A 19311-nucleotide genomic window follows, 5' to 3' on the forward strand; every position below is an offset into this window, starting at 1 on the left:
GCCTCCCCCTCTCAGTGATGTACGTAGGTGTCATATACGACGAAGCTGTGGGCCGCGTCGCCGGGTCGCCGGGTGAACTCCCCCGTGCTCACAGGCGCTTGACCCCCTTGATGCGGCCGACGCGGACGTTGCGGGTGCGGGCCCTGGCCCGCAGGGAGCCGAGACCGCCACGCTGGCCGCCGACGCGCAGTCCCGTCCCGGAGGAGAGCCAGCCGGAGGAGATGTCGCCCGCCTTGGTGCCGGAGTTGGCCTCCGTCAGCGGGTCGCTGTCGGCGCGGCGGGCCAGCCACATGATGCCGGGCACCACGAACGGGGCGAGCAGCAGGTCGTAGAGGGCGGCGCTGATCAGCAGGCTGGTCATGCCGACGTGCCGGGCGGCGGTGTCGCCGACGAGGGCGCCGACACCCGCGTACAGCAGGGTGGAGCCGACGGCGGCGGCGACCACGACGAGCATCGGCCCGGTCGCGGACTTCAGCCGGCCGTTCTCCGGCTTGATGAGGCCGGCGAAGTAGCCGACGACGCACAGCACCAGGGCGTAACGCCCGGCCGCGTGGTCGGCGGGCGGGGCGAGGTCGGCGAGGAGTCCGGCGCCGAAGCCGACGAGGGCGCCGCCCACATGGCCGTACACCATGGCGAGGCCGAGGACCGTGAGCAGCATCAGATCGGGGACGGCGCCCGGGAGATGGAGGCGGGCGAGGACGCTCACCTGGATCACCAGGGCGACGACGACCAGGGCGGAGGAGAGCAGGATCCGGTTGACACGCATGAAGGGATTCAGCTCCTACCGCTGCTGCTGGCCGTTGGTGTCGGTCTCGTCCGTGCCGGAGTTCGTGCCCGAGTCGGTGCCCGAGTTCGTGCCCGAGTCCGATCCCGTGTTCGCGCTCGCGGACGGGGTGACCGTGACGGTGACCGTCGGGGTCGGCGTCGGCTTCGGCTTGGCCGGGAGCACCTCGTCGCGCGGGTCCTTCTTCGGTGCCTCGACGACCACACCGACGATGTCGAGCTTGGTGAAGGACGCGAACGGCGTGACGTACAGGGTGCGGGTGAGGCCGCCGTTGGACGGGTCGACGCTGGAGACCGTGCCGACCGGGACGCCGGGCACGAAGGGCCGGTCGGCCTGGGAGCCGAAGGTGACGAGCCGGTCGCCCTTCTTCACCTCGGCCTTGCCGTTGAGGAGTTCGACGCGCAGCGGGCGGTCGCCCTGCCCGGAGGCGAAGCCGAGTTCGTCGCTGCCCTCCATGCGGGTGCCGACGGTGAAGTCGGGGTCGTTGGCGAGCAGCACGGTGGAGGCGTCCGGGCCGACGGTGGTGACGCGGCCGACCAGGCCGTTGCCGTTCAGCACGGTCATGTCCCGCTTGATGCCGTCGTTGGCGCCGACGTCGATGGTGATGGTCCAGGAGAAGCCCTGCGCCGACCCTATGGCGATGACCTGGGCGCCCTTGATGCCGTACTGGCCCTCGCCGGCCATCTTCAGCATCTTGTCGAGCTGGTTGAGACGACTGCGGTTACGGTCGTCGCTGCCGAGCTTCGCCTTGAGGGTCGCGTTCTGCTTCTCCAGCCGGGCCAGGCGGTCGTGCCGTTCACCGGAGTCGCGGACGGCGGAGACGGCGTTGCCCACCGGGTCCACCACGGTCGACATGCCGTTCTCGATCGGGCCGAAGACCGCGGCCGCGGCCTGCCGGGCGCCGTCGACCGGCGAGTTCCTGCCACCTCGGATGTCCACCGTGATCAGCGCGAACGCGATGGCGATCAGCAGCACCAGGAGCAGCCGGCTCTCTTTCGTGTCCCTCACGTGCGGCGGCCGTGCCTTCCTCGATAGGAACTTGCGGGAGCTTGTTTTGTTGGTCGGGGGGAAGTCGGGGGGCGGAGCTCGTTCTTGGGAGCCTATGCCTCCATATCAACGATCCGCCGCACGAGAGGGGATCATCTCGTACGGCGGAATCGAAGAGTTACGTCATCTGCGCGGCTGGGCGTCCAGAACCTGCTGGAGCGCCTCGAATTCCTCGACGCACTTGCCGGAGCCGAGCGCCACGCTGTCCAGCGGGTCCTCGGCGATGTGGATCGGCATGCCGGTCTCCCGGCGCAGCCGCTCGTCCAGACCGCGCAGCAGGGCTCCGCCGCCGGTCAGAACGATTCCCCTGTCCATGATGTCACCGGACAGCTCCGGCGGGCACTTGTCCAACGTGGTCTTGACGGCGTCCACGATCGCGTTGACGGGTTCCTCGATCGCCTTGCGGACCTCGGCGGCCGAGATGACCACGGTCTTCGGCAGCCCGGACACCAGGTCCCGGCCGCGGATTTCGGTGTGCTCGTCGGCGTCCAGGTCGTACGCGGAACCGATCGTGATCTTGATCTGCTCCGCCGTCCGCTCACCGAGAAGGAGGCTGTACTCCTTCTTGATGTGCTGGATGATCGCGTTGTCCAGCTCGTCGCCCGCGACGCGGATCGACTGGGCGGTGACGATGCCGCCCAGCGAGATGACCGCGACCTCCGTGGTGCCGCCGCCGATGTCCACCACCATGTTGCCCGTGGCCTCGTGGACCGGCAGGCCGGAGCCGATGGCTGCGGCCATGGGCTCCTCGATGATGTGCACCTGGCGGGCACCGGCCTGCGACGACGCCTCGATCACCGCGCGGCGCTCGACCCCGGTGATACCGGAGGGCACGCACACGACGACCCGCGGCCGCGCCAGGTAGCGCCGCTTGTGGATCTTCAGGATGAAGTAGCGGAGCATACGCTCGGTGATCTCGAAGTCGGCGATCACGCCGTCCTTCAGCGGCCGTACGGCGACGATGTTGCCGGGCGTGCGCCCGATCATCTTCTTCGCTTCCGCGCCGACCGCGAGAATTCCACCGGTGTTCGTATTGATCGCGACAACGGACGGCTCGTTGAGTACGATCCCGCGACCCCTGACGTACACCAGCGTGTTGGCGGTCCCGAGGTCGACAGCCATGTCACGGCCGATGAACGACATTGAGTTCCCCATCAGGATTCGTCTGGCCTTCCTGGGAGCTTTTGAGGGCATTTCAGGTCGGCGAAGTGGGTGCTGTGACGTGAAGGCTTACATCGTAGACGCGCCTGCACGAACACTGCGCGAGGGTCTTCGCCATTGTCATCACGTACAGGGCCGCCTCGCTTGTGGAGACGGTCCGACGGGGGCACTCGTTCCCCCGATCGGCACGCATATGCCGAGGGACGGCCGAAATCATTCGACCGTCCCAGGCCAGACGGAGTAGTGGACTGACGATCCGTCAGAAAAATCTACGGAAACTCTACGGGGCCCCGCCCCGGGGAGTCAGGAGCGGCCCGGGAAGAAGATCTTGATCTCACGTTCGGCGGACTCCTCGGAGTCGGACGCGTGGATCAGGTTCTCGCGGACGATCACCCCGAAGTCGCCGCGGATCGAGCCCGGCGCGGCGGCGATCGGGTCGGTGGGGCCGGCCAGTGCGCGGATGCCCTCGATGACCCGCTCGCCCTCGACGATCAGGGCGACGACCGGGCCGGAGGCCATGAACTCGACCAGCGGCTCGTAGAACGGCTTGCCGACGTGCTCGGCGTAGTGCTGCTCCAGCGTCGCCCGCTCCAGGGAGCGCAGCTCCAGCGCGGTGATCCGCCAGTCGGCCTTGCGCTCGATACGGCCGATGATCTCGCCGGTCAGGCCGCGACGGACGGCGTCGGGCTTGAGCAGGACGAGGGTGCGCTGAGTCACGTGAGGGCTCCTTCGCGGTACTTACGTGTGCGGTGAGGAGAGGCTACAGGGCTGGTCCGGGCGTCCGTCACGCAGTGTCAGTAGGCCCGGTCACCGGCGGCCGGGGGCTGCCGCCCCCGGACCCCCGCTCCGGCTGAACGGCCTCGGCCTCACACGCCGGTCGGGCTGTTCTCGGTGCTCTCCGCCGCGAAGCGGGCCTTCGCCTCGTCGATCTTCCTGCCGTAGTGCACCGACGCCCACCACAGGGCCGCGAAGACCGCGCCCAAGAAGTACATCGTCGGCACGAAGACGCCGGAGCCGATCAGCGCGATCTGCAGGGCCCAGCCGAGGACGATGCCGCCGGGGCGGGTGATCACACCGCACAGGGCCACGCAGAGGAACATCGCGATGCCGCTGACCAGCCACACCGTGGCGGTGGACAGGTCGGGGTCCTTCATGGCGACCAGCGCGGCGAAGCCGATGACGAAGAACTCGCCGATCAGGGTGGAGGAGCAGAGCGTCCGCATGGTCAGGCCCTCCCCAGCAGCAGGCGGGCCTCGCCGACCGTGATGACCGAGCCGGTGACCAGCACCCCCGCGCCCGCGAACTCGCCCTCCTCCTCGGCCAGCGTGATCGCGGCCTCCAGGGCGTCCGGCAGCCGCGGCTCGACCTGGACGCGGTCCTCGCCGAACACCTCGACGGCGACCGCGGCCAGTTCGTCCGCGTCCATCGCGCGATGGGTGGAGTTCTGGGTGATCACGACCTCGGCGAAGATCGGCTCGAAGGCCTCCAGGAGGCCCCGGACGTTCTTGTCGCCGCTCGCCCCGACCACGCCGATCAGCCGGCTGAAGTCGAAGGCCTCGCCGACCGCCTCGGCGGTGGCGCGGGCGCCGGCCGGGTTGTGCGCGGCGTCCAGGACGACGGTGGGAGAGCTCCGTACGACTTCGAGCCGGCCCGGCGAGGTGACCGCCGCGAAGGCCTTGCGGACCGTGTCGATGGCGAGGGGCTCCGGACGCTGGGCGCCGACGCCGAAGAACGCCTCCACGGCGGCCAGCGCGACGGCCGCGTTGTGGGCCTGGTAGGGGCCGTGCAGAGGGAGGAAGATCTGGTCGTACTCGCCGCCGAGGCCGCGCAGGGTGAGCAGCTGGCCGCCGACGGCGACCTGGCGGGCGACCACGCCGAACTCCAGGCCCTCCCGGGCCACCGTGGCGTCCACCTCGACGGCCTTCTTCAGCAGCACCTGGGCCGCGTCCACCGGCTGCTGGGCCAGGATCACGGTGGCGTCCTGCTTGATGATCCCGGCCTTCTCGCCGGCGATCTCGGCGGTGGTCTCGCCGAGCCGGTCGGTGTGGTCGAGGTCGATGGGGGTGACGACGGCGACGTCGCCGTCGATCACGTTGGTGGCGTCCCAGGAGCCGCCCATGCCGACCTCGACGACGGCGACGTCGACGGGGGCGTCCGCGAAGGCCGCGTACGCCATGCCGGTGAGCACCTCGAAGAAGGAGAGCCGGTACTCCTGCCGGGAGTCGACCATCTCGACGTAGGGCTTGATGTCCTGGTACGTCTCGATGAACCGCTCGGCGGAGATCGGGGCGCCGTCGAGGCTGATGCGCTCGGTGATCGACTGCACGTGGGGGCTGGTGTAGCGGCCGGTGCGCAGGTCGAAGGCGCCGAGCAGGGCCTCGACCATGCGGGCGGTGGACGTCTTGCCGTTGGTGCCGGTGATGTGGATCGAGGGGTACGCCCGCTGGGGCTCGCCCAGGACGTCCATCAGGGCGGTGATCCGGGTGACCGACGGCTCCAGCTTGGTCTCGCCCCAGCGGGTGGCCAGCTCCGCCTCGACCTCGCGCAGGGCCCGGTCGACCTCGGGGTCCTCGGGGCGGCCCGGGACGTCGGCCTGCGCCGGACCGCCCTGGGTACGCAGGGTCCGGCTGCCGGCCTCGATCACCGCGAGATCGGGGTCGCGTTCCGTCTCGGCCTCGACGATGTCGTCGAAGTTCTCGTCGAAGCTGTCATGGGGGTCGCGCGGGGGCAGATCACTCACGGCACCAGTCTACGGAGCCCGGCACCGGCCCGGCGGCCCAGGAGGGCCCGAAGGGCTAGGAGGGATCGGCGGGGGGCAGGGCCTGTTCGCACCAGATGGTCTTGCCGGCGGCGGTCTGCCGGGTGCCCCAGCGCTGGGTGAGCTGGGCGACCAGCAGCAGGCCGCGGCCGCCCTCGTCGAAGACCCGGGCCCGCCGCAGGTGGGGGGCGGTGCTGCTGCCGTCGGAGACCTCGCAGATCAGCATCGCGGTGTCCCGGATGAGCCGCAGCTGGATCGGGGAGCCGCCGTAGCGGATGGCGTTGGTGACCAGCTCACTGACCACCAGTTCGGTGGTGAACGACAGGTCCTCCAGCTGCCAGGCGCCGAGCTGGTCGATGGTCAGCGTCCGGGCCCGGGCGACGTGCTCGGCGTCCGCGGGGACCTCCCAGGTGGCCACCCGGTCGCAGGGCAGGGCATGGGTGCGGGCGAGCAGCAGGGCGACGTCGTCCGCCTGTTCGCCGGTGCGCAGCGTGGCCATGACGCGGTCGCAGGTGGCCTCCAGCGACTCCCCGGGCGTCGCCAGCGCACGGCGGAGCCGTTCGAGGCCCTGGCTCAGGTCGAGGTTGCGGGAGTGCACCAGGCCGTTGCTGAACAGCGCGAGGGTGGTGCCCCCGGCGAGGTCCAGCTCGGTCGTCTCGAACGGCAGTCCGCCGAGCCCGAGGGGCGGTCCGGCCTGGCCGGGGGCCTTCTCCACCGCGCCCTGCGGAGTGATCACGAAGGGCAGCGGATGCCCCGCGCTGGCGAGGGAGCACCGCCGCGAGATCGGGTCGTAGACGGCGTACAGGCAGGTCGAACCCACCTCTCCGGCCGGTTCCGGGGCGCCGTCGTCGAGGTGGAGGACGAGGTCGTCGAGGTGGGTGAGGAGTTCCTCCGGCGGCAGGTCGACGTCGGCGAGGGTACGGACCGCCGTGCGCAGCCGGCCCATGGTGGCCGAGGCCTGGATGCCGTGGCCGACGACGTCCCCGACGACCAGGGCCACCCGGGTGCCCGACAGCGGGATCACGTCGAGCCAGTCGCCCCCGACTCCGGCCCGGGTGCCGGTCGGCAGGTAGCGGTAGGCGATGTCGACGGTCGGCCGGGCGGGCAGGGCGTGCGGCAGCAGGCTGTGCTGGAGGGCCAGCGCGGTCTCGCGCTCCCGGGTGTAGCGCCGCGCGTTGTCGATGGCGGCCGCGGTCTTCGCGGCCAGTTCCTCGGCGTCGGACAGGTCGTCCTTCTCGAACGGCGGGGAGTCCCTGGTCCGCCAGAAGGCGATCACCCCCATCGGGACGCCCTGCGCCGACAGCGGCGCGGTGATCAGCGAGCGCATGCCGTAGGCGAGCAGCCGGTCCCCGCACCGGGTGTCGGCGGCCCACCCCGCCGGAGCGGCGCGCAGGTCGGAGTAGAGGGCCGGCCCGGTGCCGGGGGCGGCCGGCCAGGATGCGGCCGGTGCGCCGACCGGGGCCAGCGGCGACTCGTCGCGGATGCCGCCCCGGGCGACCCGCTGCAGGCCCGCGCCGTCGTCGTTCGCGGGCTCCCCGCCGGTCAGGACGGCCGCCGCCAGGTCGACGGTGACGTGGTCGGCGAAGCGAGGGACGGCGACCCGGACGAGTTCGTCGGCGGTCCGCCGCACATCGAGGGTGGTGCCCACGGCCGTACCGGCGTCGTAGAGCAGTCTGAGCCGCCGGTGGCTCTTCTCCAGAGAGGCGGCCATGCTGTTGAACGCCGTCTCCAGCTGCCCGATCTCCCGCCTGCCGGAGGGCGGCACCCGTGCGCTGAGGTCTCCGGCGGCGAGCCGGGTCGCGGTGACGGCCATCCTCCGCACCGGCCAGACGATCACCCGGGTCACATAGGCCCCGTAGCCGACGATCAGCAGGACCGCCCCGGCGACACCGACGGACGCCGCGAAGGTCAGCCGGTCCATCCGGTGCTCGAGGGCGTGCTCGCGCCGGTCGATGACGACGCGCTCGTCGCCGAGGTAGTTGCCGAGCTGGCCGCGGAGCGCCTCGACGCGCCGTCTGCCCTCCCGCGTGCGTGCGCTGCTGCTCGCGTCGGGATCGCCGCGCCGGGCCGCGTCGACGAGCGGGACCGAGTAGTCGTCGATGAAGGACTGCCCGGACTCCTGGATCTGCCGGGCGAGCCGCCGCTGGGAGGCGGAGGGGCTCATGTCCACGAGCCGCTGTGCCTGCGCGGGGAACGCGGCCCGCCCCGCCCGCCACGGCTTGAGGAACTCGTCCTGCCGGGTGACGACGTAGCTCAGCTGACCGCCCTCCATGTCGAGCACGGCCTTCTCGACGTCCATGGCCTGGGTGAGTGCCGGCCGGCCGCCCCGGGCGGTCACCAGGGAGCCGCGCGCGTCCTGGATCGCCCAGAGCAGCATCAGGAAGACGAGGCCGATGAGTACGGCGAGCAGGGCGCCCGTGACAGCCGTCAGGGGAACCAGTCCCCTGTGCGGAGGTGTCTTCGTTCGGCCCCTGCGCAGCATGCGGGCGTTCCCTCCGCCACGAAGCATCAGAAAGGAACATTCAGGTCATGTCCCTACTTTTGGATTGTAGGGCGGTGGCCGGTCCGCGCTTGATGACGGACGAAACAGACGCAGGCGCCCGGCGGCCCGCGGAACGGGCTGCCGGACGCCTGCGGGGGCGTGCGGGGGCGTGCGGGTCAGGCCTGCGGAAGGCGGTCCAGCTGGGTCTGGATGCGGGCGATGTCCTCGTCCGCCTTGGCCAGCCGGCCGCGGATCTTGTCCACCACGTTGTCCGGGGCCTTCGCCAGGAACGCCTCGTTGCCGAGCTTGGCGGTCGCCTGGGCCTTCTCCTTCTCGGCGGCCGCGAGGTCCTTGGCGAGGCGCTTGCGCTCCGCCGCCACGTCGATCGTGCCGGAGAGGTCGAGGGCGACCGTGGCGCCGGCGACCGGGAGGGTGGCCGTGGCCGCGAAGGCGTCGCCCTCCGGCTGGAGCCGCAGCAGCTGGCGGATGGCCGCCTCGTGCGGGGCGAGCGCCGTGCCGTCGAGGGTGAGGCGCGCGGGGACCCGCTGGCCGGGCTGCAGGCCCTGGTCGGCGCGGAAGCGGCGGACCTCGGTGATGACGGACTGGAGGCTCTCGATCTCCCGCTCGGCCGCCTCGTCGCGGAAGCCGCTGTCGGCCGGCCAGTCGGCGATGACGACCGACTCGCCCCCGGTCAGGGTCGTCCACAGGGTGTCCGTGACGAAGGGGACCACCGGGTGGAGCAGCTTCAGGGTGACGTCGAGGACCTCGCCCAGGACCCGCTGGGAGACCTCGGCGCCCCGGCCGCCCGCCTGGAACGTCGTCTTCGACAGCTCGACGTACCAGTCGAAGACCTCGTCCCACGCGAAGTGGTAGAGGGCGTCGGACAGCTTCGCGAACTGGAAGTCGTCGTAGAACGCGTCGACTTCGGCGACCGTCTTGTTGAGGCGGGACAGGATCCAGCGGTCCGTCGCCGACATCTCGGACGCGTCCGGGAGCGGGCCCTGGACGGTCGCGCCGTTCATCAGGGCGAAGCGGGTCGCGTTCCAGATCTTGTTGGCGAAGTTGCGGGAGGCCTGGACCCAGTCCTCGCCGATCGGGACGTCGGTGCCGGGGTTGGCGCCGCGGGCCAGGGTGAAGCGGACGGCGTCGGAGCCGTACTTGTCCATCCAGTCCAGCGGGTCGACGACGTTGCCGAAGGACTTCGACATCTTCTTGCCGCGCTCGTCACGGACCAGGCCGGTCAGCGCGATGGTGCGGAAGGGGACCTCGCCGTCCATCGCGTAGAGACCGAACATCATCATCCGGGCGACCCAGAAGAAGATGATGTCGTGGCCGGTCAGCAGGACGTCGGTCGGGTAGAACTTCCGCAGGTCCGCGGTCTGTTCGGGCCAGCCGAGGGTGGAGAACGGCCACAGGCCCGAGGAGAACCAGGTGTCCAGGACGTCGGTGTCCTGCTTCCACCCCTCCGCCTCGGTGCCGGGCGGCTGCTCGTCGGGGCCGACGCAGACGACCTCGCCGTCGGGGCCGTACCAGACCGGGATCCGGTGGCCCCACCACAGCTGGCGCGAGATGCACCAGTCGTGCATGTTGTCGACCCAGTCGAAGTACCGCTTCGACATGTCCTCGGGGTGGATCTTGACCCGCCCGTCGCGGACCGCGTCACCGGCCGCCTTCGCCAGCGGGCCGACCTTGACCCACCACTGCATGGACAGCCGCGGCTCGATGGTCGTGCTGCAGCGCGAGCAGTGGCCGACGCTGTGGACGTACGGCCGCTTCTCGGCGACGATCCGGCCCTGCGAGCGCAGCGCCGCGACGATCGCGGAACGCGCCTCGAAGCGGTCCAGGCCCTCGAAGGGACCGTGGACCGTGATGACGGCCCGCTCGTCCATCACGGTGATGGACTCGAGGTTGTGGCGCTGGCCGATCGCGAAGTCGTTCGGGTCGTGGGCCGGGGTGACCTTGACGGCACCCGTGCCGAACTCCGGGTCGACGTGCGTGTCCGCGACGACGGGGATCGTACGGTCGGTCAGCGGGAGCTTGATGCGCCTGCCGACCAGGTGCCGGTACCGCTCGTCGTCGGGGTGGACGGCGACGGCCGTGTCACCGAGCATCGTCTCCGCGCGGGTGGTGGCGACGACCAGCGTCTCGTCCCCCTCGCCGTACTTGATGGAGACCAGCTCGCCGTCGTCCTCCTGGTACTCCACCTCGATGTCCGAGATGGCCGTCAGACAGCGCGGGCACCAGTTGATGATGCGTTCGGCGCGGTAGATCAGCTCGTCTTCGTAGAGCTTCTTGAAGATGGTCTGGACGGCCTTGGACAGGCCCTCGTCCATGGTGAAGCGCTCACGGTCCCAGTCGACGCCGTCGCCGAGCCGGCGCATCTGGCCGAGGATCTTGCCGCCGTACTCTTCCTTCCACTGCCAGACGCGCTCGACGAACGTCTCGCGGCCGAGGTCCTGGCGGGACTTGCCCTCCTCGGCGAGCTGCTGCTCGACCTTGTTCTGGGTGGCGATACCGGCGTGGTCCATGCCGGGCAGCCAGAGCGCCTCGAAGCCCTGCATGCGCTTGCGGCGGGTCAGCGCGTCCATCAGCGTGTGCTGGAAGGCATGGCCCAGGTGCAGGGAGCCGGTGACGTTCGGCGGCGGGATGACGATGGTGTACGCGGGCTTGTCGCTCTTGGCGTCGGCCGCGAAGTAACCCCGCTCCACCCAGCGCTCGTACAGCGGCCCCTCTACATCGGCCGGCGCGTACTGGGTCGGCAGTTCGGTGCTGGGCGCTGTGGGCTGCTGCTGAGCATTCTCGGTCACGGGGCTCAGTTTAGGGGTGTCCCGGCGCTGTCCCGAAACGCGTTTGTTCTGTAACGGTGAGCACCCTCGTGCCGTGAGTCCCCTGTGGCTGAGCCAGGATGTCAGGAACACATAAGCATCTGGAGGGGAACCCAGAGATGAGCTACAACCAGCCGGGCCCGTACGGAGGGCCGCCGCAGCAGCCGGGACCGTACGGACAGCAGCCGGGTCCGTACGGCCAGCCGCCGCAGGCGCCCCAGCCCGGCTACGGCTACCCCCAGCAGGCCCCGCCGCAGCCGCCGCAGCCGGGCTACGGCTACCCGCCCCAGGGCGTCCCTCCCGTCCCGCCGCAGCCGCCCTACGGCCAGCCTCCGTACGGCCAGCAGCCCTACGGCGTTCCGCAGCCGCCGGCTCCGGGCGGCGGCCGGAAGAAGACGGGCCTGGTCATCGGCGCGGTGGCGGTGGTGGCGGCCGTGGCGGTCGGCGCGTACTTCGTGCTCGCCGGGGGCGGGAGCGGCGGGCTCAAGGACGACGGGCCGCACAAGCTCACCGCGCCGGCCTCGCTGCTGTCCGCCAAGTACAAGCGGGTGGGCGACCCCAGCGAGGAGAAGGCGAGTTCGAGTGACGCCAAGGACTTCGCCAAGTCCGGCGTCACCGACGCCACTTCGGTCACCGCGATCTACTCGACCGTCGACCTGGAGTCCCTCGACGCCACCGACCCGACGGACCTGGCGAAGGCGCAGACCGCCGAGAACCTCACCCTGTTCGGGGTCTACGGCTCGGTGAAGGACCCGCAGGCCGCGCTGGACGCCACCTTCGCGCAGATGAAGAAGGAGGGCACCTCCGACGACGACAGCGTGAAGCTGGTCGGCGACGCGCAGTCGGTGTCCCCCGCCGGGCTGGACGGCGCGGTGATGAAGTGCCAGCAGGCGCAGGGCAAGAGCCAGCTCACCGGCAAGCAGCAGACGGCGTACCTGTGCATCTGGGCGGACTACAGCACGATCGGCATGGTGGAGCCGACGGCGGGTGTGAAGACGTACAGCGTCGACGAGTCGGCGAAGCTCGCCGCCGATGTCCGCGCGCAGGCGCGCGTCGCCAAGTAGACCTGTACGACGTGCGAGCGGTGTGAACGCCGAAGCGCCGGGCCCTCCTCGGAGGAGGGCCCGGCGCTTCGGTGTTGACGTGGTTACGCCGACTTCTGCTCGCCCGCGCCCCGGCCGCGCGCGTCGCGCGGGATCAGGGTCGGGTTGACGTTGGAGTGGACGACGTCGGCCGTGATGACGACGCGGGCCACGTCCTTGCGGGACGGCACCTCGTACATCACCGACATGAGGACTTCCTCCATGATGGCGCGCAGGCCGCGCGCGCCGGTCTGGCGGAGGATCGCCTGGTCGGCGATGGCCTCCAGGGCCTCGCGCTCGAAGTCCAGCTCCACGCCGTCGAGTTCGAAGAGGCGCTGGTACTGCTTCACCAGCGCGTTGCGCGGCTCGATCAGGATCTGGAGCAGGGCCTCGCGGTCCAGGTTGTGGACCGAGGTGATGACGGGCAGCCGGCCGATGAACTCGGGGATCATGCCGAACTTCACCAGGTCCTCGGGCATGACGTCCTCGAACTGGTCCTTGGACTGCAGCTCCCGCTTGGAGCGGATCGTCGCGCCGAAGCCGATGCCCTTGGCACCCGCCCGGGACTCGATGATCTTCTCCAGGCCCGCGAACGCACCGCCCACGATGAACAGCACGTTCGTCGTGTCGATCTGGATGAACTCCTGGTGCGGGTGTTTGCGGCCGCCCTGCGGCGGGACGGAGGCCGTGGTGCCTTCGAGGATCTTGAGAAGGGCCTGCTGCACACCCTCGCCGGAGACGTCTCGCGTGATCGAAGGATTTTCGCTCTTACGGGCTACCTTGTCGATCTCGTCGATGTAGATGATCCCGGTCTCGGCCTTCTTGACGTCGTAGTCGGCCGCCTGGATCAGCTTGAGGAGGATGTTCTCGACGTCCTCGCCCACGTAGCCGGCCTCCGTCAGCGCGGTGGCGTCGGCGATCGCGAACGGGACGTTCAGCATGCGGGCCAGGGTCTGCGCCAGGAGGGTCTTGCCGGAGCCGGTGGGGCCCAGCAGCAGGATGTTGGACTTCGCCAACTCGATGGCGTCCTCGCGGCTTTGGCCGCCGCCGTTCTCACCGGCCTGGACCCGCTTGTAGTGGTTGTACACCGCGACCGAGAGGGCCTTCTTGGCGGCCTCCTGGCCGACCACGTAGCCCTCCAGGAACTCGTAGATCTCGCGGGGCTTGGGGAGTTCCTCCCAGCGCACCTCGCTCGTCTCGGCGAGTTCCTCCTCGATGATCTCGTTGCAGAGGTCGATGCACTCGTCGCAGATGTACACACCGGGCCCTGCGATGAGCTTCTTGACCTGCTTCTGGCTCTTGCCGCAGAACGAGCACTTGAGCAGATCGCCGCCGTCACCGATGCGTGCCACGGTGTGCTTCCCCTTCGCCTGGGAGACGCCTGGACTCTTTCGAATCCAGCGGCTCCTGGTGCTGCCTTATGTCGACGGTACCTTGCCGGGCCCCCCGTACGGGCCCCCCTTGGCACGGTTCACTTTGACGTGCACCTTGCCGAGCCCACGGTCAAACCGGGCCAAGGGCGGCAGAGACTACATCCTCTGTCAGCGGACGTCAGCGTTGTTCATCTTCCGGGTGGAGATGATCTGGTCCACGATGCCGTACTCCAGCGCTTCCTCGGCCGTGAGGATCTTGTCGCGCTCGATGTCCTCGCGGACCTGCTCGATCGGCCGGTTGGAGTGCTTGGCCAGCATGTCCTCCAGCTGCTCACGCATCCGCGTGAACTCGTTGGCGATGATCTCCAGGTCGGAGAGCTGGCCGCGGCCGGTGGAACCGGCCGGCTGGTGGATCAGCACGCGGGAGTTCGGCAGCGCCATGCGCTTGCCGGGCGTGCCCGCGGCCAGCAGGATCGCGGCGGCGGAGGCCGCCTGGCCCATGCAGACCGTCTGGATGTCGGGCTTCACGAACTGCATCGTGTCGTAGATCGCCGTGAGGGCGGTCATGTCGCCGCCCGGGCTGTTGATGTAGATCGAGATGTCCCGGTCGGGGTCCATCGACTCCAGGCACAGCAGCTGCGCCATGACGTCGTTGGCGGAGGCGTCGTCGATCTGGACGCCGAGGAAGATCACGCGCTCCTCGAAGAGCTTCGCGTACGGGTCGTACTCGCGAATGCCCTGGGAGGTGCGCTCGACGAAGCGCGGGATGACGTAGCGGGCGTCGGGCCGGGGCCCGTCGTAGCGGGCGTCAGCAGCGCCGGGAATGTTGCTCATGAGGGTGTTCACCGTCCTGGTGGCGTTCGGGGGGCTGGAGTCTCGGCGGAGCGGGGCGTGGCCGGGCTCAGGAGGCGCCGGTACCGCCGCCTCCCGGAACACCGGAGGCATGCGTGATGATCCCGTCAATGAGACCGTACTCCTTGGCCTCTTCCGGGGTGAACCAGCGGTCGCGGTCGCCGTCGCGGACGATCGTCTCGACGGACTGGCCGGAGTGCAGGGCGGTCAACTCGGACATGGTCTTCTTGGTGCGCAGCAGGTACTGGGCCTGGATCTTGATGTCCGAGACCGTACCGCCCAGGCCCGCGGAGCCCTGGTGCATCATGATGTCCGTGTGCGGCAGGGCGAAGCGCTTGCCGGCGGTGCCGCCGGTGAGCAGGAACTGGCCCATCGAGGCCGCCATGCCCATGGCGATGGTGACCACGTCGTTCGGAATGAACTGCATGGTGTCGTAGATCGCCATACCGGCCGTCACCGAGCCGCCGGGGCTGTTGATGTAGAGGAAGATGTCCTTGTTGGGCTCCGCCGCGAGTAGCAGCAGCTGCGCGGTGATCTTGTTGGCGATGTCATCGTCCACCTGCTGACCCAGGAAGATGATCCGCTCGCCGAGCAGCCGGTTGTAGACCTGGTCGCCGAGGCCACCACCGAAGGAAGGCTCGCCGGCGGCGGAGGGCATCAGATTCGTCACGTATCCACCTGCTCGTCTTACGACGGCGCCGGGCCGTCTCACGTTTCCGTAGCCGGGGGCTTGGCTGCCCTCGTACTCATGGACCCTAACGCGATGGTCCCTTCGGGGAATCCCGGTAACAGGGCTGTTCGCCGGGGGCGTAGAGCCTCCGGCGGTGGGCCGATGGCTACTCGCCGTGGTTGTGCCGGCGCAGGTGCCTCCGGCGGAAGGGCCGCCGCCGACCCGCCGCGGCTGTGCCGGTGGGAGGCGGCTGCGGGTCCGATGTGGCCGCTCGCGCAGTTCCCCGCGCCCCTTTCGGGGCGCTGACCCCAGGCCCTATGGCAAGGGGCCCCCGGGCAGTGCCCAGGAGCCCCTTCTACGTCGCTGGAGGCGCCGTGGGCTCAGCCCTCGGACTTCTCCTCGTCCGTGGCGTCCGCGGCCTCGGCGGCGGCCTCGGGGGCCTCCGTCTCGTCCTCGTCCTCGTCGTCCAGGTCGACGATCTCGCCGTTGGTGTCCTTCACCGTGGCGGCCTCGACCACGACGGCCAGGGCCTTGCCGCGGGCGACCTCGCCGACCAGGAGCGGGACCTGGCCGCCCTCGACGACGGCCTGGGCGAACTGGTCGGGGGACATGCCGGAGGAGGCCGCACGCCGCATGAGGTGCTCGGTGAGCTCCTCCTGGTTGACGTTCAGCTTCTCGACCTTGACCAGCTCGTCGAGGACGAACTGGGTCTTGATGCCCTTGACCGCGGCTTCCTTGGTCTCGGCCTCGAACTCCTCGGCGGTCTTGCCCTGGATCTCGAGGTACTTCTCCAGGTCGAGGCCCATCTGGCCGAGCTGGTGGTGCTCCAGGTTGTGCTTGCGGGTGTTGATCTCGTCCTCGAGCAGCTTCTCGGGGACGGGCACCTCGACGAGCTCCAGGAGCTTCTCCAGGACGCGCTCCTGGGCCTGGGTGGCCTGGTCGTAGGTCTTCATGTTGGCCAGGCGCTTGCGGCTGTCGGCCTTCAGCTCGTCCAGGGTGTCGAACTCGGAGGCGAGCTGCGCGAACTCGTCGTCCAGCTCGGGGAGTTCGCGGGCGGCGACCTGGGTGACCTTGACGGTGACCTCGGCCTCGCGGCCGGCCGCGGAGCCGCCCTTGAGCTCGGAGGTGAAGGTGGCCTCGCCACCGGCCTCCAGGCCCTTCACGGCGTCGTCGATGCCGTCCAGCAGCTCGCCGGAGCCGATGGTGTAGGAGACGCCGTCGGCGATGCCGTCCTCGAGCACCTCGCCGTCGACCTTGGCCTCCAGGTCGATGGTGACGACGTCGCCGTCCTGGGCGGCCCGCTCGACCGGGGAGGTGGAGGCGAAGCGCTCACGGAGCTGCTCCACGGACTTCTCGATGTCCTCGTCCGTCACCTCGACGGCGTCGACCTCGACCTCGATACCGGAGTAGTCCGGGATCTCCAGGGCGGGGCGGATGTCGACCTCGGCGGTGAAGTTCAGCGTCTCGCCGTCCTTCAGCTCCGTGATGTCGACCTCGGGCTGGCCCAGCGGGTTGAGCTCGGCCTCGTTGACCGCCTCGGTGTAGAACTTCGGGAGCGCGTCGTTGACGGCCTCCTCCAGCACCGCACCGCGGCCGAACCGCTGGTCGATGACGCGGGCCGGGATCTTGCCCTTGCGGAAGCCCTTCACCGTGACCTGCTGGTTGATCTTCTTGTACGCCGCGTCGAGGCTGTCCTTGAGCTCCTCGAAGGGCACCTCGACAGTGAGCCGAACCCGGGTCGGGTTCAGGGTCTCCACGGCGCTCTTCACGGTTCGGTCTCCTTGTGGCTGACTGCTTGGGTTCTGCCGGGGCCAGAGAGGCACCGGCGGAGTTTCGCCGCCCGGAGGAGTTCGTAGGCCGCCGAGTGGGGGCCGGGACACGCGGGCGCGCAGCTTGCATAGTAACCGCAGCCGCTCAGCGCCCCAAAAGGCGATCAAGACGGACGCCGTCATTCGGTGGTCGGGGTGGCGGGATTTGAACCCACGGCCTTCCGCTCCCAAAGCGGACGCGCTACCAAGCTGCGCCACACCCCGTTTCGGTGCGACACGTAGGGTACATGGCGGGGCAGCCCGCGTCGGCCGCTTTGTTCACCCGCGTCGGCATCCCGTCCGTGCACACCAACACGTTGGCCTACGCGGCGGACGACCCGCTACGATGCCTTCTGTGCCGCGGTCACCGATCTGCGGCGCGTGTTGTGCGGGCGTAGCTCAATGGTAGAGCCCCAGTCTTCCAAACTGGCTACGCGGGTTCGATTCCCGTCGCCCGCTCCGCGTGGCGAAGGCCCAGGTGAGAGGTTTCGACCTCCTCGCCTGGGCCTTCGGCGCGTCCGGGGCCGGGCCGCCGCTCGCCGGACACGCCGACCGCACGGACGGAGCGGACGCCGTACAGGGCGTACGGAATCTACGTCTCGTGCTCCTTCGCCCACGGATCGCGTCCAGGGGGCGCATCCACGGTTCACGTCTGCGCCGCGCGGGCGCGCCCGCGCGCGCCCGCGCGGTCAGAAGCTGATCGAGTTGATGGTCTGCGCTATCGAGTCGAGGAAGCGCTGGATCGAGGGGGCCATCCCGGTCGACGCGAGGAAGAAGCCGAAGAGGACGGCCACGATCGCGGGGCCGGCCTTGATGTTCCCCCCTCTGATCAGCACTACCAGGATGATCGCCAACAGCAGCACCACAGACAGTGAAATGGCCACAACTGATCACGCCCTCGGTCGGTTCCGCTCTCCCGGCCCGGGGGTACGACCCCGCACCCCCGCCAGAACCATCGTGCCACCAACCCGGCCGCACTATGCGGCCCGTGACACAACGTCGACAACTCACCGCCCACCGGCCCCCGCCCGCACAGTAATTCGACGCCCCACCCGGCCGTAGATCCAAGGTAATTGAGCGACTTGGTTGCGGTGTCCACACAACGCCCGCGCAGCCAATTCGAATTGTTGACACAGGCATCACAAGCCGGGATCACACGCTGGCGTTATGCACCAATTAGTCAGGATGAATAGGGACATCGCGGGTGTAAGTGCCCCATGAAACCGCATGGACGCAGGAGTCGACTCGGGTAAATAGACCGGCGGTTCACAAGTGATCACGGAAGATATCCAGCATTCACTTCGGCGGTTTCACGAAATCCCACAGGCGACGCTAGGGTGCCTCAGATGTTTGCCGCCGCCACGCCCCCCGGCCAGAACCCAGCACCGCGTCCCCCGGCCCGGCCACCGGCGGACGGACAGCGCGACGCGTTCTTCGACAACGCCAAGTACCTGGCGATCGTGCTCGTCGCGATGGGGCACTCCTGGGAGCCGCTGAAGGGCGACAGCCGCGTCCTGGAGGCGCTGTACTGCGTCGTGTACGCCTTCCACATGCCGGCGTTCATCATCATCTCCGGCTACTTCTCCCGGAATTTCGACATGCGTCCGGACCGGCTGAAGCGGCTGGTCACCGGTGTCGTCGTGCCGTACGTCCTGTTCGAGACCGCCTATTCGTTGTTCCAGCGGTACATCGACCACGCCCCCGGCCAGGACATCAGCCTGCTCGACCCCTGGTACCTGACCTGGTTCCTGTGCGCGCTGTTCGTCTGGCGGCTGACCACGCCGATCTGGCGGGCGGTCCGGCATCCGCTGCCCGTCGCCTTCGTCATCGCGATGCTGGCGTCCGTGTCCCCCACCATCGGTGACGACCTGGACCTGCAGCGGGTCCTGCAGTTCCTGCCGTACTTCGTGCTCGGCCTGTGCCTGCGGCCCGAGCACTTCCGGCTGGTACGCCGGTGGCCGGTGCGGATCGCCGCGGTGCCGGTGTTCGCGGTCGCGCTGGCGTTCTCCTGGTGGTCGGTGCCGCGGATGAACACCGCGTGGTTCTACCACCGGGACGCCGCGCAGGAGCTGGGTGTGCCGTGGTGGTGCGGGCCGGTGATGGTGCTCGCGATGTTCGGCTGCTCGATGGTGCTGACGGCCGGCTTCCTGTCCTGGGTACCGGGCCGGCGGATGTGGTTCACAGCACTGGGCGCGGGCACGCTGTACGGCTATCTGCTGCACGGTTTCGTCGTGAAGTACGCCGACCACGCGGGCTGGTTCGACCCGCGGTGGCTGCACCGCCCGCTCGGCGAGATCCTCGTCACCGCACTCGCCGGCGCCGTTGTCACGCTGCTGTGCTCCGGGCCCGTCCGGCGGGTCTTCCGGTTCGCCATGGAGCCGAGGATGGCGTGGGCGTTCCGGCAGGACGCGGCGGAACTGGCGCGGGGGCGGCAGAGCCGGGAAGCCCGGGAGACGGCCGGCGTGTGAT

15 protein-coding genes and 2 tRNA genes are annotated in these 19311 nt (G+C 69.6%); 3 read left to right on the top strand and 14 right to left on the bottom strand.

Annotation, left to right across the window (positions count from 1 at the left end):
• Window positions 1–88 precede the first annotated feature (88 nt).
• The 8 genes from mreD to ACZ4N4_RS04795 form a co-directional block, all read right to left on the bottom strand.
• Window positions 89–766, bottom strand: a complete 678-nt coding sequence (gene mreD, locus ACZ4N4_RS04760) for a rod shape-determining protein MreD (protein ID WP_360483879.1) — start codon at window positions 764–766, stop codon at window positions 89–91.
• Between the two features lie 15 nt (window positions 767–781).
• Window positions 782–1792 (bottom strand): rod shape-determining protein MreC, encoded by a 1011-nt coding sequence (mreC, locus tag ACZ4N4_RS04765; protein WP_467584413.1) that lies wholly within the window; start codon window positions 1790–1792, stop codon window positions 782–784.
• Between the two features lie 162 nt (window positions 1793–1954).
• Entirely contained in the window at window positions 1955–2974 is a 1020-nt protein-coding gene (locus ACZ4N4_RS04770) for a rod shape-determining protein (protein ID WP_004931372.1), read from the bottom strand.
• Between the two features lie 321 nt (window positions 2975–3295).
• Window positions 3296–3709, bottom strand: coding sequence for a nucleoside-diphosphate kinase (gene ndk / locus ACZ4N4_RS04775; RefSeq protein WP_467584415.1), 414 nt, complete (start codon window positions 3707–3709; stop codon window positions 3296–3298).
• 149 nt (window positions 3710–3858) lie between these two features.
• Window positions 3859–4215: a DUF4233 domain-containing protein gene (locus tag ACZ4N4_RS04780; protein WP_453575947.1), complete on the bottom strand. Its 357-nt coding sequence runs from the start codon at window positions 4213–4215 to the stop codon at window positions 3859–3861.
• A 2-nt stretch (window positions 4216–4217) separates the two neighbouring features.
• Complete coding sequence (gene folC, locus ACZ4N4_RS04785) at window positions 4218–5732, bottom strand: bifunctional tetrahydrofolate synthase/dihydrofolate synthase (protein ID WP_453575944.1); 1515 nt, start codon at window positions 5730–5732, stop codon at window positions 4218–4220.
• A gap of 55 nt (window positions 5733–5787) precedes the next feature.
• A complete protein-coding gene (locus tag ACZ4N4_RS04790; RefSeq protein ID WP_467584419.1) occupies window positions 5788–8232 on the bottom strand; it encodes a SpoIIE family protein phosphatase in 2445 nt (814 codons plus the stop codon).
• Window positions 8233–8408: 176 nt separating this feature from the next.
• Window positions 8409–11039: a valine--tRNA ligase gene (locus ACZ4N4_RS04795; RefSeq protein WP_467584423.1), complete on the bottom strand. Its 2631-nt coding sequence runs from the start codon at window positions 11037–11039 to the stop codon at window positions 8409–8411.
• A gap of 137 nt (window positions 11040–11176) precedes the next feature.
• Here ACZ4N4_RS04795 and ACZ4N4_RS04800 point away from each other — a divergent pair, with 137 nt between their 5' ends.
• On the top strand, window positions 11177–12121 hold the full coding sequence (locus ACZ4N4_RS04800) for a hypothetical protein (RefSeq protein WP_467584426.1): 945 nt from the start codon (window positions 11177–11179) through the stop codon (window positions 12119–12121).
• A gap of 83 nt (window positions 12122–12204) precedes the next feature.
• On the opposite strand, the gene clpX is transcribed toward ACZ4N4_RS04800, so the two are convergent.
• From clpX to ACZ4N4_RS04825, 5 genes are all read right to left on the bottom strand, one after another.
• Window positions 12205–13491: an ATP-dependent Clp protease ATP-binding subunit ClpX gene (gene clpX / locus ACZ4N4_RS04805; RefSeq protein WP_351319384.1), complete on the bottom strand. Its 1287-nt coding sequence runs from the start codon at window positions 13489–13491 to the stop codon at window positions 12205–12207.
• Window positions 13492–13680: 189 nt separating this feature from the next.
• Window positions 13681–14346, bottom strand: coding sequence for an ATP-dependent Clp protease proteolytic subunit (locus ACZ4N4_RS04810; RefSeq protein WP_351691078.1), 666 nt, complete (start codon window positions 14344–14346; stop codon window positions 13681–13683).
• A gap of 67 nt (window positions 14347–14413) precedes the next feature.
• The gene (locus ACZ4N4_RS04815) at window positions 14414–15022 is read right to left on the bottom strand and encodes an ATP-dependent Clp protease proteolytic subunit (RefSeq protein ID WP_089107498.1); all 609 of its coding nucleotides are present in this window, start codon (window positions 15020–15022) and stop codon (window positions 14414–14416) included.
• Between the two features lie 392 nt (window positions 15023–15414).
• Window positions 15415–16803, bottom strand: a complete 1389-nt coding sequence (gene tig / locus ACZ4N4_RS04820) for a trigger factor (RefSeq protein WP_467584430.1) — start codon at window positions 16801–16803, stop codon at window positions 15415–15417.
• A gap of 187 nt (window positions 16804–16990) precedes the next feature.
• Window positions 16991–17067, bottom strand: a tRNA-Pro gene (locus tag ACZ4N4_RS04825).
• A 163-nt stretch (window positions 17068–17230) separates the two neighbouring features.
• Between ACZ4N4_RS04825 and ACZ4N4_RS04830 the strand changes: the two genes are divergently transcribed.
• A tRNA-Gly gene (locus tag ACZ4N4_RS04830) sits at window positions 17231–17301 on the top strand.
• Window positions 17302–17531: 230 nt separating this feature from the next.
• On the opposite strand, the gene ACZ4N4_RS04835 is transcribed toward ACZ4N4_RS04830, so the two are convergent.
• A complete protein-coding gene (locus ACZ4N4_RS04835) occupies window positions 17532–17726 on the bottom strand; it encodes a hypothetical protein (protein ID WP_123976981.1) in 195 nt (64 codons plus the stop codon).
• A gap of 462 nt (window positions 17727–18188) precedes the next feature.
• On the opposite strand from ACZ4N4_RS04835, the gene ACZ4N4_RS04840 reads away from it, so the two are divergent.
• Entirely contained in the window at window positions 18189–19310 is a 1122-nt protein-coding gene (locus tag ACZ4N4_RS04840; protein ID WP_453575928.1) for an acyltransferase family protein, read from the top strand.
• The last annotated feature ends 1 nt before the right edge of the window (window position 19311 follow it).

The organism is Streptomyces sp. NPDC026538, assembly GCF_055567535.1.

What these genes read in the sequence shown, in the direction of transcription:
- mreD (WP_360483879.1), bottom strand. Translation starts at nt 766, where the DNA reads ATGCGTGTCAACCGGATCCTGCTCTCCTCCGCCCTGGTCGTCGTCGCC.
- ACZ4N4_RS04770 (WP_004931372.1), bottom strand. Translation starts at nt 2,974, where the DNA reads ATGTCGTTCATCGGCCGTGACATGGCTGTCGACCTCGGGACCGCCAAC.
- ACZ4N4_RS04780 (WP_453575947.1), bottom strand. Translation starts at nt 4,215, where the DNA reads ATGCGGACGCTCTGCTCCTCCACCCTGATCGGCGAGTTCTTCGTCATC.
- ACZ4N4_RS04790 (WP_467584419.1), bottom strand. Translation starts at nt 8,232, where the DNA reads ATGCTGCGCAGGGGCCGAACGAAGACACCTCCGCACAGGGGACTGGTT.
- ACZ4N4_RS04800 (WP_467584426.1), top strand. Translation starts at nt 11,177, where the DNA reads ATGAGCTACAACCAGCCGGGCCCGTACGGAGGGCCGCCGCAGCAGCCG.
- ACZ4N4_RS04810 (WP_351691078.1), bottom strand. Translation starts at nt 14,346, where the DNA reads ATGAGCAACATTCCCGGCGCTGCTGACGCCCGCTACGACGGGCCCCGG.
- ACZ4N4_RS04815 (WP_089107498.1), bottom strand. Translation starts at nt 15,022, where the DNA reads ATGCCCTCCGCCGCCGGCGAGCCTTCCTTCGGTGGTGGCCTCGGCGAC.
- ACZ4N4_RS04840 (WP_453575928.1), top strand. Translation starts at nt 18,189, where the DNA reads ATGTTTGCCGCCGCCACGCCCCCCGGCCAGAACCCAGCACCGCGTCCC.